The following is an 18,045-nucleotide window of genomic DNA, read 5'->3' on the forward strand; positions in this document are numbered from 1 at the left end:
CGACGGCGAGCGGTTGAGACGCAACCCGTCCCGGAGTCCTTTTCATATCGTCTGATCGGGTGAGGCCCCTGTCAGCCGCTGGTACCGAATGACGGACAGGCCAGGCAGGGTCGGGTGGCGGTGCCGGTCGAAGGCGCGTAGGGTGACGCGGGTGACAGATCGCGACTTCAGCTCATTCGTCCGGGACGTGCGCAAACGCGCCCACGTCTCGTTCCGCGAGCTCTCCGACTCCGCCGGGGTCTCCAACCCCTACCTCCAGGGCGAACGCGGTGTGCGCCGTCCCAGCGGCGCGGTACTGCGGCAGCTGGCGCTGGCGCTGCGCATGACCACCCCGATCATGTACCTGCGGGCGAACTTCACGCCCGAGAACGGCTCCGCGATGCCGCTGGCGATCGCCACCGACCGCGACCTCACCGCGAAGCAGAAGCAGACCCTCGCCGAGATGTACGAGGCCTTCTGCAGCGAGAACGAGCGCTCGGCCAAGTAGACGGAGCCGGGCGCCGGTGGGGCGCCCGGACTCTCAGATCCTTTCGCACGCGGCACCGGATACGGTGCCGCATTTCGCTTGCCGCTCAAGCACTCTGGCGGGCTACCGCTCGGCTTCGACGAACGCGCGCAGCGCTTCGAGCAGCGCGTCGTTCTCCTCCGGCAGGCCGATGGTGACCCGGACGCCGTCGCCTGCGAAGGGCCGCACCAGGATCGAGCGCTGCTCGCAGTGCGCGGCGAACGCGACCGCGCGCTCGCCCAGGGGCAGCCAGAAGAAGTTCGCCTGCGAGTCCGGCACGTCAGGCACCAGTTCCCGGGCGGCCATGACTGTGCGCTTGCGCTCCGAGGTCACGAGCGCGACCCGGCGGCGCATCTCGCCTTCCGCTTCAAGGGCCGCGAGGGCCGCCCGCTGCGCGGCCGCGTTGACCGCGAACGGGATCACGCAGCGGCTCACGGCGTCGGCCACCTCGGGCCGGGCGACCATGTAGCCCACGCGCAGGCCGGCCAGGCCCCAGGCCTTGGAGAAGGTCCGGAAGACGACCGCGTTCGGGCGATCTGCGTAGCGCTCGATCGCGTCCGGGCAGGCCGGGTCGGTCACGAACTCGCGGTAGGCCTCGTCGATCACGACGAGCACGTCCTCGGGGACCGAGGCGAAGACCCGGTCGAGCTCGTCGGTCGTGACGGCCGGGCCCGTGGGGTTGTTCGGGCTGCAGATCACGATCGCGCGCGTGTCGGGTCCGACGGCGGCGAGCATCGCGTCGATGTCGTGGCGGTGGTCGGGGGTGTTCGGCACCTGGACGCTGGTGAGCCCGGCGACGGTGGCCGCGATCGGGTAGGCCTCGAAGGAGCGCCAGGAGTAGACGACCTCGCTGCCGGGCTTCGCGACCGCCTGCATGAGGTGCCCGATGAGGGCGACCGAGCCGGTGCCGGTGACGATGCGCTCCACGGGCAGTCCGTGCCGCTGCGCGAGCACGCCCCGCAGTTCGGCGACGCCGAGGTCGGGGTAGCGGTGCACCGTGGCGGCCGCGCCCGTGATCGCTTCCACCACACCGGGAAGCGGGCCGTACGGCACTTCGTTGCTGGAGAGCTTCACGGCGTCAGGGATCGCCTTGCCGGGAACGTAGCGGGGGATGGATGCGAGGTCGTCACGCAGAGGATCGCTCATCGTGAGGGCTCCTTCTCAGGTTCGGCCTTCTCGCCGCCCACCTCGACGACGGCGGTGCCAGGGGATTTGTCGTGCAGGCATTGGCGGAAGGGTTGGTCTCGGATGCACCATATCCCGTCGAGGATCCACAGGATCGCGCCGAAGGGGAAGCACAGGAGCGGCAGCGCGAAGTACGACCACCGCAGCAGGAGCCGGCCCCAGCCGAGGTTCACGGGCGCGAGCGAGACGACCTTGATCCCCATGAGCCGCTTGCCGAGCGTCTGCCCGGTGTTGAGCGTCGCCGGGACCTCGTAGGCGAACCACAGGCCGAGGGCGATGAGCAGCACGACCCACAGCTGGTCGGACAGGCGCGAGGGGACGGCGACCTCCCCCGGGTCGGCCGAGGACGCGACCTCGAGGAAGTAGGGCCAGAACGTCTGCATCATCTGGTAGATGAAGTAGCCGTTGACGACCGCGTTGAGCGCCAGCATGCACACGACGTCCACGATCCGGGCGACGAAGCGCTGGCCGGGGTGGGCGAGGACGCGGCCGCCGAGGATGCGGTGGATGTCGTGGCGGGTGATCCAGCCGACCGTGACGCCGAGGGAGCGGATCGGGACGGTGTCGGGCGGCTGCACGGTGCCGGGGGTGCGCTGGATGATGCGCGGCGGCGGCCCGTCGCCGTAGCGGCGGTCCATGGGGAGGGTCTGCACCGCGGCTTCCGGTGCGTCGTCCTTAAGGGACGTGGGGAGGAGTTCCGGTTCGGGGTCGACCGGTTCGGGTTCGGCGGGGGGCTCGGCGTCGGCGGGGACGGGTTTGCCGACCCAGGCGTCGCCGTCCCAGTAGCGTTGCGTGGCCGGGTCGGCGGGGTCCGGGTACCAGCCGGGTTCGATCGTGGTCATCGAGGCCATTCTTGCAGCCTCGCCTCGACATTCCCAGTCAGTTCGCCCACAGCGGCATCGGGGTGGGCGGAACCTGCCTGAAGACAACGACACGGCCCAGTCGGTTACTGCCTCGACTGGGCCGCTCGCAACGTGCTGCACTTCCGACCGAGTTACCAAGCGTGATGTCTTTATAGCGGTGACTGGCCCCTAGGTGGCTGGTCCCGCTGTGCCTCCCGACGGCTCAGGTCGCACGTGGGTGCTCGGCGGCGGTGCCCGAATCCTTCCGGTCTGCGGAGAGCTTGTCCCCGGGAAGTCCTTCCGGATCCGTAACTCATTTCTACTCGTCTACTGACGGGTAGTAAACCCCTAACCGCAAAAAATCCGAGCGGAGTTCCGAATGCCCGAGCCGGGCACGACCTGCGGGGCCTGCGGGACCACCGGTTCCCGTGAATCCCCACGGGACCGGTGGGATGTGGTCTACCTTGCGGGACATCGGGGCCGAGAGCCCGCGCCAGACGAGGAGGCCGCCATGACGACGTACCCGCCGACCCCGGGCCCGCCCGAACCCGAACCGCCAGAGCCGGAACGGCCGGACCGGACAGAGCCGGAACGGCGCGGCGAGACCGAGGAGGGCGGCACCCCGTTCTCGGGGAACCAGCCGGGCCCGTCCGGACCCGAACCGGGCTGGAGCCCGCCGGGGGCCGATCCCGAAGGGGTGCCGCGCCCGACGCACGGGGAGACGCCCGGCGAGACGCCGCAGGCGCCCGCCGACCGGCCGTTCGGCGGCATCCCGCCCGCTCCCCCGCCGCCCGGCGCCGGGCCGGGCGAGTCACCGCCCGGCGGCGGCGGTTACACGCCCTACTCCGGCAGCGCGGTCCCACCGCCGCCTCCGCCCCCGCCGGCCTACGACGGCGACGGGCCGCTGCAGGGCCGCGAACCGCGCAACGGCCTCGGCACGGCGGCCCTGGTCTGCGGCATCATCGCGGTCGTCCTGTCGTTCATCCCCGTGCTCAACACCTTCACGTGGCCGCTCGGCGTCCTCGCGATCGTCTTCGGCGCGGTCGGCTGGAGCCGCGCGAACAAGCACATCGCCACGAACAAGCCGATCGCCATCACCGGCCTGGTGCTGGGCATCGCCTCGTTCTTCACGTTCTGCCTCATCTACGTCATCATCGGCGCGGGCGGCGGGATGCAGTACGACGCAGCCCCCATGCTTTAGGGAAGCGCAGCCTAGGGGCGCGAGCACTGCGCTCAGAACGACAGTGGCCGGGCGCGAATGCGCCCGGCCCGCTGCGTGCAAGAGGTCTCAGACCTGCAGCCAGGCCCCGCGCCGCATCACCGAGACGAGGTTGAAGTCGTCGTCGAGGACCACCGCGTCGGCGTACTTCCCGGTCTCGATCGCCCCGACGTCGCTCAGCCCCAGCAGCTCCGCGGGCGTCGCCGAGGCCATCTGCGACGCGGCCTCCACCGACTGCCCGGCCAGGCGGACCGCGTTGCGGAACGCGTCCAGCAGCGTGATCGTCGAACCCGCGATGATGTCGGTCCCGGCCACTGTCGCGACGCCGTCGTGGACCTCGACTTCGTGGCGTCCGAGCATGTAGCGGCCGTCGTCCAGGCCCGCCGCGTCCATGGCGTCCGAGACCAGCAGCGTCCACGCCGGCAGCGACGTGTCGAACGCGAAGCGCATCGTGCCCGGGTGCAGGTGGACCGGGTCGGCGACGATCTCGGAGAAGATCCGCTCGTCGTCCAGCAGCGCCGGGATCGGGCCCGGCTCGCGGTGGTTGAAAGCCCGCATGGCGTTGAACAGGTGCGTGGCCGCCTGGGCGCCCGCGTCGATCCCCGCGACGGTCTGCTCCCAGCTCGCGTTCGTGTGCCCGATCGCGGGCACGACCCCGCGCTGGTCCAGGAACTCGATGGCCTCCAGCGCGCCCTCGAGCTCGGGCGCGATCGTCACCATCTTGACCGCGCCGGTCTTGCCGTCCAGCTGCCCGGCCTCGATGAGCTCGGTCAGCTCGGACAGGTCCGGGTCGCGCAGCACCTCGACGCGGTGCGCGCCGCACTTCGCGGCCGAAATATAGGGCCCTTCGTAGTGGACGCCGGCGAGCGTGCCGTCCGCGACCAGCGGCTTGAGCGCCCGCGTCGCGTCGAGCAGGAACCCGTGCGTGGACGAGACCAGCGAGGCGACCAGCGAGGTCGTGCCGCGCGAGGCGTGGAACGCCGCGGCCCCCCGGGCCGACTCGGGGTCGCCGTTCGCCAGCGAGAAGCCTCCGCCGCCGTGGCAGTGGACGTCCACGAACCCCGGCAGGACCCAGCCGGTCGGATCGCCCTCCCGCTCGAGGATCCCCTCGAACCGGTCGCCGTCGACGATGAGGGTCCCGTTGACGATCCCGTCGGGAGTGACGATGCGGCCCACGGCCGGCAGCAAGACGCCGTCCACGGCGCTCCTTCCAATCGATCCGGCGTGTATGGGCCCACCCCGGTGCGGCACAATGATCGTGAGCGCACGAGCATGACTTGAGCATCGCTCGAGCGCCGAAAGACGTACAACGAACACTATCGCGCAGACCGCGGCCCGCCCGCCGCGATCCCGACCCGAGGAGCGACGTGGACCGCTACGCCCGGTGGAACACCCTGCTGGAGATCCTCGCAGAGACCGGACGCATCACAGTGGAGGAAGCGGCCGAACGGCTCGGCGTCTCCCAGGCCACCATCCGGCGCGACTTCGACCAGCTCTCCCAGCAGCAGATGATCACCCGCACCCGCGGCGGCGCCGTCGCGGGCGGCATCTCCTACGACCTCCCGCTGCGCTACAAGACCGCCCGGCACGTCGAGGAGAAGCACCGCATCGGCACCGCGGCGGCCGGACTCGTCAGCCCCGGCCAGGTGATCGCCCTCAACGGCGGCACCACCATCACCGAGGTCGCGCGGGCGCTCGCGACCCGCACCGACCTGGTGGCGACCCCCGGCTCCACGGGCCTGACGATCGTCACCAACGCGCTGAACATCGCGAACGAGCTCATCGTCCGGCCCCATCTCAAGGTCGTCGTCGTCGGCGGCGTGGTCCGGCCCCAGTCGTACGAGCTCATCGGCCCGCTCGCCGCCCCGATCCTGCGCGAGATCACCCTCGACATCGCGTTCCTCGGCGTCGACGCCATCGACATGAAGCTCGGCGCCACCAGCCACCACGAGGGCGAAGCGGCCATCAACGCCCTCATGGCCGCCCGCGCCCGCAAGGTCGTGGTCATCGCGGACGGCTCCAAGATCGGCGGCCACGCCTTCGCGCGGATCTGCCCGACCGACCGCGTCCACACCCTCGTCACCGACGGCAACGCGCCGCCCGAGCAGCTGCGCGGCTTCGAGGAAGCGGGCATCCGCGTCATCGTCGTTTGAGGGCATTGCCGCCCGGGCGATAGGCTGGGCGTGCCCACCGGCGCGAGCAAAGGTTACGAGCGATGGCGACCCCCGATCCGAACGTCCGCATCTCCAACGCCGAGCGCGAGGCCGTCATCGGCCGCCTGCACGCCGCGACCGAGGAGGGCCGCCTCGAACTCGACGAGTTCGCCGAGCGCTCCCGCAAGGTCTACGAGGCCAAGACCTTCGCCGAGGTCGAGCAGCTCCTCACCGACCTGCCCAAGACCACGGGCGCGCTCGCAGTCCCCGCGGAGCGCACCACCCACCCCGCGCCGGCCCTCGAACTGACGCACAGCTACACGACCTTGCGGAAGGACGGGGCCTGGAAGGTCCCCGCACGCATCGTCGTCAGGCCCCAGCACGGCCGGACCGTGCTCGACTGCCGCGACGCCGTGTTCACCAGCGACGACATCGAGATCGAACTCGATCTCAAGTACTCAGGGTTCACGCTCGTCCTCCCCGAGGGCGCCACCGCGGTCGACGACAACGTCCAGCTCGACGGCGGCCGCGTGTTCAACCGGAGCCGAGCCGGAGGCGACGGCCCGCGCTTCCGCCTCACCGGCCGCACCCACTTCGCCCGGGTCCATGTCCGCTACGAACGCCGCTTCCTCTGGTGGCGTTGGTAAGACCGACGCAGCAGCGGCCGGCCTCCCGTTTCGGGCGACCGGCCGCTTTCGTGTGCGATCAGCGCTGCTGCGACGTCGCGTCCGGAAGGGTCGGGTCGAAGAGGCCGGTCCCTTCAGGAGCGTTGGGCTCGAAGGGGCGCATCTCCTGTGGGTAGGCGCCGTCGTCGGGTTCCACTGCGTCCTTCGGCTGGCCGAGGCGGTCGAGGGCGAACGAGACGAAGACGGCGACGAGCAGCACGCCCGCGTACATCGCCTGCGAGTAGTCGGCCTGCCAGGAGCCCTCGCCCGCGTCGGCCACCGCCCGGTTCCACAGGAGCAGGCCGGCCCACACCGCGATCGTGGCGAAGACGACGCCGAAGACGCCGCCGCGGCGGCCCCACAGGCTCGTCCCCGCGAGGAGCACGATGGCGAAGGCCAGGAGCTGCGGCTCGACCGCCGTCGCGTAGTCGCCGTACGGGCCGAAGTTCAAGTGGTGCTCGCCCTCGATCGGACCGAGGGCGTACATGTACGTCACGTACCCCGCACCCGCCGCCAGCAGCATCGACAGGACCGTGCCGCCCAGCAGCAGGAACACCGCCGAAGCGGAGCGCTCGCCGTCCCCGTCGGCGAGGCGCTTGACCGCGCTGAAACCGTCGCGCATACCCGGGGCGAGGCCGATGAAGCCGCCCGCGACCGCCAGGACCGCGGCCCCGCCGAGGACGTAGAGGCCGTTCGGATGGGCCGGCAGGGTGTACGTGCCCGGGTCGGCGAGCCGGTAGGTGACCGGGAGGGCCGCGATGACCGCGACGCCGATCGCGAGGCCCGCGAACCAGGGCGGGATCCGGAACGCCGCCACGAGCAGCACGTACAGCAGGCCCGCGACGACCGCCGCGCCCGCCACGTAGCCCATGTAGAGCCACACGTCCGTCTCGAACGGCGCGGCGACCGTGATCGCGAAGGCCAGCGCCGGCGCCGCCAGGTTCACCGCGCCGAGGCGGAGCGAGAGCCCGATCGCCAAGGCCGCCAACAGGACCGGTGTGAGGTGGAGGGCGTGCCGCGACAGCGACTCCATGAAGTCGTCGACGCCGAAGAGGTCGTCCTGGCGGCGGTAGACCATGAACAGCGCGTTCAGGGTGAGCAGCAGGAGGATGGCCTCCCAGATGAACTGGAAGACGAGCCGGTCGCGGGGGGCCGCGGCGGCTACGGGTTCGGCTTCGTAAGGTCCTTGGCCCGCAAAGGGATCGACCGGCCCGCCGTCGCCCGTGGTGGGCATCGGCGGCGGTGTGAACTCGAGCTGGCGGGTCTGGTCGAGGGCGTCGTCGCGCTCTGGGGGGATGTAGGTCATGCGTACGTCCTTTGTGGGAGGTCAGCGGCCGTGGCGCGGCGAGCCGAAGCCGTCGCGGGGGGCGTCGCGCAGGTCGTCGAAGACGCCCGAGGCGCCGAAGGGGTCGGCGGTCGCGCTCTGCTTGGGGATGCCCCCGGTGGTGCGGATGCCGCCGGTGTTCGTCCACTGGTCGCCGCCGGACCCCAGGCCCGCGAAGTCCTCGTCGTACTGGTCGAAGGCGTCGGTGCGCTCGCGCGCGGCGGGCGGGTCGTCCTCACGCAGGTCCTCGATGGACCCGGCGCGGCGGGTGGAGGCCGCCTCGGCCTCGTCCGCGGTGTTCATGACCTCGACGAGGCGGGTGACGAGGAACCCGGCGACGATGGCGCCCAAGGCGATCCAGCTCGGATCGAACGACCAGCCGCGCCCTTCCGCCAGCCACATCAGGCCCAGCAGGAGCGCCGAGGCGAACACGGTGCCGCACACGCCGCCGCGGCGGCCCATGAGACTCGTGCCGCCGACCAGCGCCGCACCGAGGGCGACCACCGTGAGCAGGATCGGGTCGGGCAGCACAGCCGCGCCCCCTTCGGGGACCGCGGTCCAGGCCGAGACGACCCCGGCGGCGCCGGCGAGCGTCGAGGAGAGGAGCACGCCGAAGAAGACGAGCCCGCCTCTGCCGTGCCGCTCCCCCGCCGGCGTCTCGCGGATGGGCGCGAGGCGGGCGCGGACGCCGCCGAACGCACCGACGAGCCCGAGGAACAGGGAGACGCCGACCGCCGCGCCGAGTGCGGCGAGCACGCCCGTCTGCGGGAGCTCGGCGAGCATGAACGCCGCAGGGTCACCGGCGGAACCGGCCCAGAGGCCGATCGCGCCGCCGACCGCGCCGCTCGCGGCCCAGCCGGGGACGCGGAGCCAGGCCGTGAGGGTCGCCAGGACGATGCCGATGAACGCGGCCACGCCGAGGCCCACGCCGAGCGCCATGGCCGAACCGGAGCCGGAGGCGTCGACGAACATCCACGCGGCGATGAGGGCGATGGGGCCCGCCGCCAGGTTGACCGCGCCGACGCGCAGGGAGACGGCCATCGCAGTGGCCAGCATGGTCACGGGTGCCAGGGCCGCGAAGAAGCCGGTCCAGGAGCCGTCCGCGAACGGGCCGCCGCCCGACTGGGTGAGGGCGAACACGACGCCGCCCGCGAGGAGCAGCAGGCCGATCTCCCAGACCAGGTGGACGGCCATGCGGTCGGAGGGGGTCTCGTCGTCGCCCGCAGGCGCCGACTTCCCTGCGTCAGTTCGGATCAGCGTGGTCGAGTCGTCGTTTCGACCCGTGCTTTCACTGCGGGAGTCAAACTTCATGGGGCGCACCTCTAAACGCGCGAGATATTGGGGATATGGGGGATGGGTCCAGCGATGGGGTCGGGGTCGGTCAGGGTCGGTTCGGCTCGCGGGAATCCTCACCGCGCGGCTCTTCCTCCTGCGGGGGGATGCGGCAGGAGTGCTCGAGCCAGAGCGCGGCCGCCGTGAGCGCGGCGCACGCGATGGTGCCCAGGACCGCTGGCGTCAGGTCCTCGGCGGCGGCGGTCAAGCGCCCGGACTGGACCGCGAGCCACACGGTGAATCCCAGGTAGGCGCCGAAGAAGGCGGCACCGGCGATCGCGGCGGCCTTGGCCAGCACCGCGAAGCGGGCGATCTGGAGCGCGTGCTCCGGACCCTCCAGCCCGCCGGACGCGCGGGACGGCAGGCCGCCCGCACTCGCCGCCTGGGTCTGCCTTCGGCTGGGGCGCAAGGTCTTCCGCGTGGTCCAGGCCATCCACGCCAGCAGGGCCGCCAGCGCGAACAGGACCAGGGAGTTGTACACGGAGAGGTCGGGGAACTGCTGGTAGTAGCGGGCGGCGAGCAGCAGTGTCAGTGCGGCCCCGGCCAGTCCGACCACCGCAAGGGTGGACGGCGCGGTGGGCCTGAGGCTCGGTCGGGGACCGTGCTCGTCACTGCTCATACTGTGCTCTCCTTCACGGCTCCCGAGCTTCGCCGTGTTTCGACCATATCGGGTGGAGCCTGCGCAGTGCGCGCGCATCCGCCGCGACGGACTCGTCGCGTAGCAGCTCCCTCACCCGACCGCGGCCGGGCAGCTCCGCGTCGCGGTCGATCGCGAACCACGGCACCAGGACGAACGCCCGCTGGTGGGCGAGCGGGTGCGGCAGGGTGAGGCGGGGCTCGTCGGAGAGGACGGGGGCGCCGTCGTCACCGGTGACGGCGATGAGGTCGACGTCGAGCGTGCGCGGACCGTAGGGCCGCTCGGGGTCGCGGACGCGCCCGGCCTCGGCTTCGAGGCGCTGGCCGAGGGCGAGCCAGTCCTCGGCGGTGCGCTCGGGGTCGCTGGCGATGACCGCGATGTTGTAGTAGGTGGGCTGATCGTCGTCGCCGCCCCAGGGCGGGGTCTCGTAGACCTCGGAGACGGCGTCGGGGTTCACGGCTTCGAGTGCGGCGGTGAGGGCGGCCTCGCGGTCGCCGAGGTTCGATCCCATGCTGAAGACGACGCGGGTCATCTGCTGCCTCCTTCTCGGCGAGGCCAAAGGGCCGGGCACTGCTGGCGAGTGGTCACTTGGCGGGCCTTTCGATGGTGACGGCGACGTCGGCGAAGTGCTGGGCGATGGGGGCCTGGGGCTTGTGGACGGTGACGACGGCGGAGTGGACGCGGTCGAGGGCGAGGCAGGCGTCGGCGAGGCGTTCGGCGAGGGTCTCGATGAGGTTGACGGGCTCGCCCGCGACGATGTCGGCGAGGGCGTCGGCGAGCGCGCCGTAGTCGACGGTGTGCGCGAGGTCGTCGCTGCGGGCCGCTTCGGTGGTCGAGGTGCGCAGGGCGACGTCGATGATGAAGTCCTGGCCCGCTTCCCGTTCGTGGTCGAACACGCCGTGGCGACCGTGCACCCGCAGGCCGGTCAAGGTGATCAGGTCGGTATCCACGGGCCGAGCCTACTCGAACGGGCGGGGGCGTCGAGGAAGGACGATGCGCAGGCTATTCGGCCTCGCGTTCGGCCGCCTCGGCCTGGCCGCCCTCCTCTCTGGCGCGCACCACCAGCCAGGTGGCGGCGGCGAGGATGACGCCGGCGATGAGGATCGGAATGAGGCGGAGGTTCCCGCCGAGCCAGTCCAGGAGCTCCAGGTACTGCGAGGTCGGGTCCACCAGGACCAGGGCCGTGAACAGGGCCGCGATCCCGCCGACCGCCATGACCGCCCACGACCGCCAGCCCCCGGCGACGCCGAAGCGCCGCCCGAGCACCTGCGCGGCGTTAAAGATCCGCTTCGCCCGCAGCACCCGGATCGACCCCACCAGCGTGACCAGCCGCAACACCTGCGCGCCGCCGGCGGCGAGGACGAGGCTGGCGAGCGTGAGGACGCAGACGAGGAGCATCCACTTGTGCCGCCAGAGCCATTCGCGCTTGTGCTCGGCGGCGAGAAGCAGGATGACGGACTCGGCCCAGAGCACGATCCCGGCGGCCCAGCCGATCACCTTGCCCGCCATGGCCATCTCGCCATCGGACCACAACGTGAGGAAGACGGCGGGCACCGAGGCGCACACGGCGATGATGACCGGCAACCGCAGTTTGTACTGGAGGAACCGGGCTATGACCGTGAGCTTGTCGGGGCGCCAGAAGGGGGTGGGAGGCACCGTTACAAACTACCGGGCGGCTGCTGCGCCACGGGAAGGCGTGGTGAGGGGTCCGCGCGGATCGGCTAGACTCGTCTCTCGCGCCCCCGTAGCTCAGGGGATAGAGCGTCGGTTTCCTAAACCGTGCGTCGCAGGTTCGAATCCTGCCGGGGGCACCACCGTATGCAGCGGTTTCACCGCAATTCTAGTGATTTCTCGCGGCGCTTCGCCGTGCTCGGATTCCGGGGGTTCCGTGCCGGTCCGGCGGCGGCTCCGGTATTCGGGGCGGTCGGCCCGAAGTGGAGGGAGGCGCGTGGCGCGCCTCCCCTTTTCGCCGTCTTGACAAGGCTTCTCGCGCGCGGATACGCTGATCCTCCAGTATTTGTTTCCATGACAATATATGGCGGGAGCGCGATGGACGAGGAAGAGCGGAGCGGGTACGTGTTCCGCGGGAACGTGCAGACCGGGGCCGTGGGGACCGGGGCCTCGGCCACCGTGGGGGCCATCGGGGAGGGCTCGCGCGGGTACGTGTTCGCCGGCGCGTCGGACGCCGACCGGGAGCTGCGGGCCGAGCTGCTGCGGCTCGTGGGCGACCTGCGGGCGGCGCTGCGCGAGCAGCGCGAGAGCGTCGGCGAGGAGTACGCGGTCATCGAGGACACCATCGACGACCTCGAGGAGTCGGTCGTCGAGGCGAAGCCGCCCCGCCGCCTCCACAGCAAGGCCAAAGCCATCGAACGCCTGGTGAGCCCGTTCGCGGCACTCGCGGAGCAGGTGTCGAAGCTCTTGGAGCTGCTGCAGCGCCACCAGTCCTAGGGACGCGGAAGCGGGCGGGGCCCGAGGTCCCGCCCGCCGTTCTCAGTGTGTCAGCACTGTTCGCGAACATGAAGCTGTCTTGCTTTTCAAGCCGTATTTTCAGAGCTCGGGGAGGCCCCCACCGGCCTCCCCGAGGCTCTATCCCACCAAACAGAACAAAGTCCCGGGTGCGCGGCGTTCCCTGCCAGGTCGCCGCGCTTGGTGTTCCGCCTCAGCGGAACCGTGCTGTGTAGATGTCGCCGTCGCGGATCCAGGCGAGCTGGAGCGAGGCGAACATGTCGTCGACGATCTCTTCGTCCGGCAGCCCGTAGTGCTCACCGAGGCTCCGGCCGCGGTAGTGCCACAGGAGTCCTGCCTGGACCTGGGCCGCATCCGCGGTGTGCTTCCCGCACGAGCGGGCGCAGCGGTAGAGCACTTGACCGCTGCGGTCGTACTCGATCGCCATCACCTGCTGGCACATCGAGCTCCGCAGCTTGCCTGCCGCAGCTGCCCCCGGCAACGTCTTGGCCTCAAGACGTTCCATGGCACTCAACCCCTCTCCGGCGACGATCGGTCCTCACCGGAACTGGTCCGATCAGGCTCTGCAAAACCACTGGCGTTTCCGGTTGTGCGATGCAGGTCGCCGCGCGGCGAAGACGATTGCCGATCCGAGGGATTTGCGTCCCTTGGCCGACCATGCGCCGTCGCGTACACGAGCGCCGGTTTGACGGCTTTTCGAGTCCGTGACCACGGTCGCACACTTTCAGCGTCCGTGTCTATGTGCATTCTCACATGAATCTTAACATGCATCAACACCGGGCAGATGCACGTGCATCCGCTCGAGCATCCTCATGTGCACTCACGCTGTGTAATGTGGGACACTTGGTCCGACCAGCGATGGGGATGTCGGAAAACTCCTCTGCGCGGCCGCTCTGGTAGGGCCGTGCCCCGGAACCCCGACCGAACCGGATGCCGGTCGTAATTTCCGAAAGATCCGGTCGGACACGCCGACCACTGGTGGAAGGATCTCGAATGGACAAGGCACGCAACGGCATCCCTGCTGGGGAGCTCCCCTCGTCGCTGGCATGGCGCAAGAGCGCCAGGAGCGGCCCGAACGGCGGCAACTGCGTCGAACTGGCCACGCTTCCCGGCGGCGAGGAGATCGCAGTGCGGAACTCGCGCTTCCCCGAGGGCCCGGCCCTCATCTACACGGTCGCCGAGATCAAGGCGCTCGTCGAGGGCGCCAAGGACGGCGAGTTCGACGACATGATCGCCTAAGCCCCTCCGGGCGAGAGCCCTTGGGCAGCACACTCACCCTGGCGGGATCGGCCTAGCGGCTACCCTGTCAGGGTGAGTTTTCGTCCACTGCGAATCGATCTGGGAAGGGGGTGAGCAATGGCCAAGGCGAGTCCGGACGACCTGCCGAGCGGCACGACCACGCTGCGCGTCATGATCGGCGGGAAACTGCGGCAGTTGCGCCAGGACGCCGACATCTCCCGCGAGGAGGCGGCCTACGAGATCCGCGCCGACGCCACCAAGATCAGCCGCGTGGAACTGGGCCGCGTCTCCTTCCGGCTGCGCGACGTGCGCGACCTGATGATCATGTACGGCGTCACCGATGAAGACGAGATCGAGCGCGTCGTCGAGATGGCCCGCGAGGCCAACCGACCCAGCAAGTGGAAGCGGTACAACGACTTCCTCCCCGACTGGTTCAGCAACTACCTGGAGATGGAAGGCGCCGCCTCGATGATCCGCACCTACGAGGTGCAGGTCATCCCCGGTCTACTGCAGAGCGAGGCGTACGCCCGGGCGGTGCTGATGCTGGGCTACGGCCACACCCCGCTCACGGAGATCGACAAGCGGATCGAGGTGCGCATGAAGCGCCAGGAGATCCTCGACCGCGAGGAGAAGCGGCCCGAGTTGTGGGCCGTGATCGACGAGGCCGCGCTGCACCGACCCTTCGGCGGCGCGAACGTCATGCACGAGCAGATCAAGTCCATGATCGAGGCCTGCGACAAGCCGAACGTGCGCGTCCAGGTCGTCCCGTTCATCGCCGGCGCCCACTCCGGAGCCGGTGCGCCCTTCACGTGGCTGCGGTTCGCGTACGAGGAGCTGAGCGACGTCATCTACCTCGAGCACCTCACCGGCGGCCTCTACCTTGAGCGCGACAACGAGATCGACGCCTACCAGGCGGCCATGGAGCACCTCTGCGTCCAGGCCACCCAGCCCCACAAGACCCAGGACTTCCTGAGCAAGGTCCTCAAGGACCATTACAGCTAGTAACCGCCGGCGCCTCTGGACGCTGTTGCACCGAAAATGGAAATTCACTCGATCGAGTGAGGCTTCTTCTGGACACGACGAAGGCGAGCGCCGGCCCGGCGCTCGCCTTCGGTCTCGTCGGTCGTCAGGCCTTGTAGCCGATGCCGGCCATGATGATCCGCTGGTGCTCCTCGAGGTCCTCCACGGCCGGGACCTCCCGGTCGGGCTCCCCGGGGAACCAGCGGGTGGGGTAGTCCAGGCCCGGCGGCACGAGCGGCAGGCCCTGGAAGTGCGCCTCGATCTGCTCGGGCGTGCGGATCCAGCCGTTGCCGAGGGCCTGGATGCAGGACTTCTCCATCGCCTTCTGCTCCGGGTACCCGGTGTCGGCGAAGTCGGTGATGTGCAGGTAGGACCCGCTCGGGCAGGCGTCGAGCAGCGTCTTGATCCAGCTGCCCGGGTCCTCGTCCGGGTGGAAGTGCATCATCAGACCCACGACCATCAGCCCGACGGGGCGGGTGAAGTCGATCATCTTGTTGACGTCGGGGTGGTTGAGGATGCTCTGCGGGTCGCGCAGGTCCGCGGTCACGATCGTCGTCGAATCGTTGGTGGCCAGCAGGGCCCGGCCGTGCGTGAGCACGATCGGGTCGTTGTCCACATAGCACACTTTGGCGTTCGGGTTGATCCGCTGCGCCACCTGGTGGGTGTTCTCCATCGTCGGCAGGCCCGCCCCGATGTCGAGGAACTGGTCGATCCCCTGCCGGGCCACGTACTCCACGCCCTTGCTGAGGCCGAGGCGGTTGTCCTGGCTGGCCTCGCGGATCTTCGGCACGTGCTTGGCGATCATGGCGGCACCTTCGCGGTCGACCGCGAAGTTGTCCTTGCCGCCGAGGGTCGCGTCGTAGACGCGGGCAATGGAGGGCCTGGAGATGTCGAAGTCGGGCACGTAGTCTTCTGCGTTCTCTGCCATCGGCTCAGCCTCTTCGTCGAAGGAACGGTGAAAATATCGTACGACCTTGATCACAGTGCCGAACGTCGGGATCACCCCATCGGGCCACAGTGCTCACATTTGACTCCCGACGAATCAATAAGCACACCAACCACTCCAAGTAACAACGGTCCACTGCGGGCGCTCAAAAACATGAGGGAACGTCAAAGGGCCCGGGCATCACTGCCCGGGCCCTTCGGCGGAAGTCGCTACTCCCCTTCGTCCTCGGGGTTCGCCTCGATCCAGTCGGCGACCTTGTCGTCCCGCACGGCCTCCCAGAGGCTCACGGCCTCGGGGTTGCTCGCCTCCGGGTTCTCGGGGTCCTCGGCGTACACGACGACCGACTGGCCGCCCTGCTCGCCGGTGCCGAGGTGCGGCGTGGTCATGAAGACCAGGTCGTCGCTGCGCATGTTCATCAGGTTGATCGCGGTGGAGACCGCGTTGAACTCCGTGTCCACCTTCACCGCGTCCGAAGTGGAGGAGATGAACGAGGTGAGCTTGTCCTCGCTGGTGAGCACCCCGGCGCTCAGCGCGGAGTCCATGATGGCCTTGATGAGGTCCTGCTGGTGGCGCATGCGGGCGAAGTCGCCCTCGTTGTACTGGTACCGCTGGCGCACGTAGTCCAAGGCCTGCTCGCCGTCCAGCTTGTTCGGGCCGGCCTCGAAGAACATGTGGTCGCCGTGGATCGACTCGACGCCGGGCGGGTCGGTGATGTAGCCGTCCGCGTCGGCCGCCTGGACGTCGAGCGTCACGCCGCCGAGGGCGTCGACGACCTCGACGAGGCCGTTGAAGTCGATCTCGATGATGTGGTCGATGCGCACGCCGGTGAGGTTCTCGATCGTGCGGACCGTGAGGTTCACGCCGCCCCACGCGTAGGCCGCGTTGAACTTGTCGTACGTGTCCGAGACCTCGGCGTCGGCGTCCTCGGGGATGTAGACGTAGAGGTCGCGCGGGATCGAGATGCCGTAAGCGGCATTGCCGTCCTCGTTGACGTGCATGAGGATCGTGGTGTCCGAGCGGGCGTCGGACTCGTCGTTGCCCTCGCGGTGGTCCGAGCCGATCACGAGGAGGTTGAGCGCCTGGTTCGTGCGCTCGGGACGGTCCTCTTCGGGGATCGCGTCGAGGTCGAACGCGCGGTCGAGGTCCTCGTTGGTGCTGTTCGCGGTGGACCAGACCGCGAAGCCGCCGCCGGCCGCCGCGATGGAGGCCACCAGGCCGATCCCGGAGCCGATGAGGCCCCTGCGGGTGGGGCCGCCGGCCGCCGCCTGGGCGACCCGGGCTCCGCCGCCGCTGCCGCCTCCGGGCGGCACCGAGGCGCTGCCGCGGTAATTGGAGCCATATTGCGTCATGGCCCCAGCTTACGTGGTGGCCGCTAGCGGCCTCAGTCGTGGAAGGCCTGGTCGTGTCTCGGAATCCTCTGAGGTGACGGTGAGTCCGCAACCTGAGGATCCGCAGCGCTCTAGCTCAAGCTGCCGATTTCAGCTCAAGCCGCCGATTTCGTGGCGAAGTAGTCGATGGTCGCCTTGAGGCCGGCCTCGTAGTGCACCTGCGGCTCGTAGCCGAGCAGCTCGCGGGCGGCGGTGAGGTCGGGGCGGCGGCGCTCGGGGTCGTCCGCCGGGCGGTCGATGTACTCGATCTTCGAGGGCGAGCCGGTGAGCCGCAGGATGATCTCGGCCATCTCCAGGACGGAGAGCTCGTACTCGGTGCCGAGGTTGACCGGGCCGTACTCGCCGGACTCCAGGAGCAGGATCAGGCCGCTCACCAGGTCGTCGACGTAGCACAGCGAGCGGGTCTGGGTGCCGTCGCCGGCGACCGTGAGCGGCTCCCCCGCGAGCGCCTGCGAGACGAAGCTCGGGATGACCCGGCCGTCGTCGGGGCGCATGCGCGGGCCGTACGTGTTGAAGATCCGCACGATCGCCGCGTCGAGGCCCTTGTGGCGGTGGTAGGCCGCGACGGCGGCTTCGCTGAAGCGCTTCGCCTCGTCGTAGCAGGAGCGGATCCCGATCGGGTTCACGTTGCCCCAGTAGGACTCCGGCTGCGGGTGGACCAGCGGGTCGCCGTAGACCTCGGAGGTCGAGGCCATGAGGAAGCGGGCCCCGTCGGCCAGGGCGCGGTCAAGTGCGTGGAACGTGCCGATCGAGTCGACGCGGAGGATCTCCACGGGGAGGGTGGCGAAGTCGACCGGGCTGGCCGGGCACGCGAAGTGCAGGACCGCGTCGAAGGGCGCGTCGCCGACGGGCAGGCCCTCGGTGACGTCGGCCTCGACCACGGTGAGGCGCGGGTGCTCGGCGAGGTTCTCGCGGGACCCGGTGACGAAGTTGTCGACAGCGGTCACGTCGCAGCCCTTCGCCAGGAGCGCGTCGACCAGGTGGCTGCCCACCAGGCCCGCGCCACCCGTGACGAGGATGCGGCTGCCGGTTCCGTAAGTAGTCATCAAGATCCAAGATTATCAGGGTTGGCCTGGCGTTCACCTGGGCGCAAGCTGAGTGTTCCCTCAATGCACGCCGCTGTG

Annotated in this window: 20 protein-coding genes and 1 tRNA gene; 8 read left to right on the top strand and 13 right to left on the bottom strand. The window is 69.9% G+C overall.

Translation table 11 applies throughout. From position 1 onward, the window contains the following. Window positions 1–151: 151 nt before the first annotated feature. Window positions 152–487 carry a transcriptional regulator gene (locus AB0I03_RS08225; protein ID WP_360408470.1) on the top strand — a complete coding sequence of 112 codons (336 nt, stop codon included), beginning with the start codon at window positions 152–154 and terminating at the stop codon, window positions 485–487. Between the two features lie 102 nt (window positions 488–589). On the opposite strand, the gene hisC is transcribed toward AB0I03_RS08225, so the two are convergent. Together hisC and AB0I03_RS08235 are read right to left on the bottom strand one after the other, a co-directional pair. Then, window positions 590–1,651, bottom strand: coding sequence for a histidinol-phosphate transaminase (gene hisC, locus AB0I03_RS08230; RefSeq protein ID WP_360408473.1), 1,062 nt, complete (start codon window positions 1,649–1,651; stop codon window positions 590–592). Further along, window positions 1,648–2,532 (bottom strand): RDD family protein, encoded by an 885-nt coding sequence (locus AB0I03_RS08235; RefSeq protein ID WP_360408476.1) that lies wholly within the window; start codon window positions 2,530–2,532, stop codon window positions 1,648–1,650. The genes hisC and AB0I03_RS08235 overlap by 4 nt, the downstream gene beginning before the upstream one ends. Before the next feature lie 511 nt (window positions 2,533–3,043). On the opposite strand from AB0I03_RS08235, the gene AB0I03_RS08240 reads away from it, so the two are divergent. Next, entirely contained in the window at window positions 3,044–3,733 is a 690-nt protein-coding gene (locus AB0I03_RS08240) for a DUF4190 domain-containing protein (RefSeq protein ID WP_360408479.1), read from the top strand. An 87-nt stretch (window positions 3,734–3,820) separates the two neighbouring features. Here the strand turns inward: AB0I03_RS08240 and nagA are convergent, their stop codons facing one another. Next, window positions 3,821–4,951: an N-acetylglucosamine-6-phosphate deacetylase gene (gene nagA, locus AB0I03_RS08245; protein WP_360408482.1), complete on the bottom strand. Its 1,131-nt coding sequence runs from the start codon at window positions 4,949–4,951 to the stop codon at window positions 3,821–3,823. 167 nt (window positions 4,952–5,118) lie between these two features. Between nagA and AB0I03_RS08250 the strand changes: the two genes are divergently transcribed. Together AB0I03_RS08250 and AB0I03_RS08255 are read left to right on the top strand one after the other, a co-directional pair. Then, the gene (locus AB0I03_RS08250; protein ID WP_208498914.1) at window positions 5,119–5,904 is read left to right on the top strand and encodes a DeoR/GlpR family DNA-binding transcription regulator; all 786 of its coding nucleotides are present in this window, start codon (window positions 5,119–5,121) and stop codon (window positions 5,902–5,904) included. A gap of 62 nt (window positions 5,905–5,966) precedes the next feature. Further along, a complete protein-coding gene (locus tag AB0I03_RS08255; RefSeq protein ID WP_360408487.1) occupies window positions 5,967–6,551 on the top strand; it encodes a DUF1707 domain-containing protein in 585 nt (194 codons plus the stop codon). A 58-nt stretch (window positions 6,552–6,609) separates the two neighbouring features. Here the strand turns inward: AB0I03_RS08255 and AB0I03_RS08260 are convergent, their stop codons facing one another. The 6 genes from AB0I03_RS08260 to AB0I03_RS08285 form a co-directional block, all read right to left on the bottom strand. Further along, the gene (locus AB0I03_RS08260; protein WP_360408490.1) at window positions 6,610–7,875 is read right to left on the bottom strand and encodes a hypothetical protein; all 1,266 of its coding nucleotides are present in this window, start codon (window positions 7,873–7,875) and stop codon (window positions 6,610–6,612) included. A gap of 21 nt (window positions 7,876–7,896) precedes the next feature. Then, the gene (locus AB0I03_RS08265) at window positions 7,897–9,204 is read right to left on the bottom strand and encodes a hypothetical protein (RefSeq protein WP_360408493.1); all 1,308 of its coding nucleotides are present in this window, start codon (window positions 9,202–9,204) and stop codon (window positions 7,897–7,899) included. A gap of 70 nt (window positions 9,205–9,274) precedes the next feature. Continuing rightward, window positions 9,275–9,844, bottom strand: coding sequence for a DUF3180 family protein (locus AB0I03_RS08270; protein ID WP_360408496.1), 570 nt, complete (start codon window positions 9,842–9,844; stop codon window positions 9,275–9,277). A 13-nt stretch (window positions 9,845–9,857) separates the two neighbouring features. Beyond that, the gene (folK, locus tag AB0I03_RS08275) at window positions 9,858–10,394 is read right to left on the bottom strand and encodes a 2-amino-4-hydroxy-6-hydroxymethyldihydropteridine diphosphokinase (protein WP_360408499.1); all 537 of its coding nucleotides are present in this window, start codon (window positions 10,392–10,394) and stop codon (window positions 9,858–9,860) included. A gap of 52 nt (window positions 10,395–10,446) precedes the next feature. Continuing rightward, on the bottom strand, window positions 10,447–10,812 hold the full coding sequence (gene folB, locus AB0I03_RS08280; RefSeq protein WP_360408501.1) for a dihydroneopterin aldolase: 366 nt from the start codon (window positions 10,810–10,812) through the stop codon (window positions 10,447–10,449). A 52-nt stretch (window positions 10,813–10,864) separates the two neighbouring features. After that, complete coding sequence (locus tag AB0I03_RS08285) at window positions 10,865–11,518, bottom strand: hypothetical protein (RefSeq protein WP_360408504.1); 654 nt, start codon at window positions 11,516–11,518, stop codon at window positions 10,865–10,867. A gap of 82 nt (window positions 11,519–11,600) precedes the next feature. Between AB0I03_RS08285 and AB0I03_RS08290 the strand changes: the two genes are divergently transcribed. After that, window positions 11,601–11,676: transfer RNA gene (locus AB0I03_RS08290), tRNA-Arg, on the top strand. A 235-nt stretch (window positions 11,677–11,911) separates the two neighbouring features. Beyond that, complete coding sequence (locus AB0I03_RS08295; RefSeq protein WP_360408507.1) at window positions 11,912–12,310, top strand: hypothetical protein; 399 nt, start codon at window positions 11,912–11,914, stop codon at window positions 12,308–12,310. Between the two features lie 211 nt (window positions 12,311–12,521). On the opposite strand, the gene AB0I03_RS08300 is transcribed toward AB0I03_RS08295, so the two are convergent. Further along, window positions 12,522–12,833 (bottom strand): hypothetical protein, encoded by a 312-nt coding sequence (locus tag AB0I03_RS08300; protein ID WP_360408510.1) that lies wholly within the window; start codon window positions 12,831–12,833, stop codon window positions 12,522–12,524. 488 nt (window positions 12,834–13,321) lie between these two features. Here AB0I03_RS08300 and AB0I03_RS08305 point away from each other — a divergent pair, with 488 nt between their 5' ends. Together AB0I03_RS08305 and AB0I03_RS08310 are read left to right on the top strand one after the other, a co-directional pair. Next, window positions 13,322–13,567, top strand: a complete 246-nt coding sequence (locus tag AB0I03_RS08305; RefSeq protein WP_360408513.1) for a DUF397 domain-containing protein — start codon at window positions 13,322–13,324, stop codon at window positions 13,565–13,567. Between the two features lie 117 nt (window positions 13,568–13,684). Continuing rightward, window positions 13,685–14,569 carry a helix-turn-helix transcriptional regulator gene (locus AB0I03_RS08310; RefSeq protein WP_360408516.1) on the top strand — a complete coding sequence of 295 codons (885 nt, stop codon included), beginning with the start codon at window positions 13,685–13,687 and terminating at the stop codon, window positions 14,567–14,569. Window positions 14,570–14,693: 124 nt separating this feature from the next. Here AB0I03_RS08310 and AB0I03_RS08315 read toward each other — a convergent pair whose 3' ends face one another. The 3 genes from AB0I03_RS08315 to AB0I03_RS08325 form a co-directional block, all read right to left on the bottom strand. After that, window positions 14,694–15,515, bottom strand: a complete 822-nt coding sequence (locus AB0I03_RS08315; protein ID WP_360408519.1) for an SAM-dependent methyltransferase — start codon at window positions 15,513–15,515, stop codon at window positions 14,694–14,696. Between the two features lie 227 nt (window positions 15,516–15,742). Continuing rightward, window positions 15,743–16,882, bottom strand: a complete 1,140-nt coding sequence (locus AB0I03_RS08320) for an LCP family protein (protein WP_360408521.1) — start codon at window positions 16,880–16,882, stop codon at window positions 15,743–15,745. 134 nt (window positions 16,883–17,016) lie between these two features. Next, entirely contained in the window at window positions 17,017–17,967 is a 951-nt protein-coding gene (locus tag AB0I03_RS08325; RefSeq protein ID WP_360408523.1) for a UDP-glucuronic acid decarboxylase family protein, read from the bottom strand. Window positions 17,968–18,045: the final 78 nt, after the last annotated feature.

Origin of the sequence: Glycomyces sp. NPDC021274 (assembly GCF_040641195.1) — a bacterium.
In the GTDB taxonomy this organism is placed as follows: domain Bacteria; phylum Actinomycetota; class Actinomycetes; order Mycobacteriales; family Micromonosporaceae; genus Glycomyces.

Bases quoted from the DNA above. Each gene is read 5' to 3' on its own strand.
- hisC (WP_360408473.1), bottom strand. From the start codon at position 1,651: ATGAGCGATCCTCTGCGTGACGACCTCGCATCCATCCCCCGCTACGTT.
- AB0I03_RS08235 (WP_360408476.1), bottom strand. From the start codon at position 2,532: ATGACCACGATCGAACCCGGCTGGTACCCGGACCCCGCCGACCCGGCC.
- AB0I03_RS08240 (WP_360408479.1), top strand. From the start codon at position 3,044: ATGACGACGTACCCGCCGACCCCGGGCCCGCCCGAACCCGAACCGCCA.
- AB0I03_RS08255 (WP_360408487.1), top strand. From the start codon at position 5,967: ATGGCGACCCCCGATCCGAACGTCCGCATCTCCAACGCCGAGCGCGAG.
- AB0I03_RS08260 (WP_360408490.1), bottom strand. From the start codon at position 7,875: ATGACCTACATCCCCCCAGAGCGCGACGACGCCCTCGACCAGACCCGC.
- AB0I03_RS08265 (WP_360408493.1), bottom strand. From the start codon at position 9,204: ATGAAGTTTGACTCCCGCAGTGAAAGCACGGGTCGAAACGACGACTCG.
- AB0I03_RS08270 (WP_360408496.1), bottom strand. From the start codon at position 9,844: ATGAGCAGTGACGAGCACGGTCCCCGACCGAGCCTCAGGCCCACCGCG.
- folK (WP_360408499.1), bottom strand. From the start codon at position 10,394: ATGACCCGCGTCGTCTTCAGCATGGGATCGAACCTCGGCGACCGCGAG.
- AB0I03_RS08295 (WP_360408507.1), top strand. From the start codon at position 11,912: ATGGACGAGGAAGAGCGGAGCGGGTACGTGTTCCGCGGGAACGTGCAG.
- AB0I03_RS08300 (WP_360408510.1), bottom strand. From the start codon at position 12,833: ATGGAACGTCTTGAGGCCAAGACGTTGCCGGGGGCAGCTGCGGCAGGC.
- AB0I03_RS08305 (WP_360408513.1), top strand. From the start codon at position 13,322: ATGGACAAGGCACGCAACGGCATCCCTGCTGGGGAGCTCCCCTCGTCG.
- AB0I03_RS08310 (WP_360408516.1), top strand. From the start codon at position 13,685: ATGGCCAAGGCGAGTCCGGACGACCTGCCGAGCGGCACGACCACGCTG.
- AB0I03_RS08315 (WP_360408519.1), bottom strand. From the start codon at position 15,515: ATGGCAGAGAACGCAGAAGACTACGTGCCCGACTTCGACATCTCCAGG.
- AB0I03_RS08320 (WP_360408521.1), bottom strand. From the start codon at position 16,882: ATGACGCAATATGGCTCCAATTACCGCGGCAGCGCCTCGGTGCCGCCC.
- AB0I03_RS08325 (WP_360408523.1), bottom strand. From the start codon at position 17,967: ATGACTACTTACGGAACCGGCAGCCGCATCCTCGTCACGGGTGGCGCG.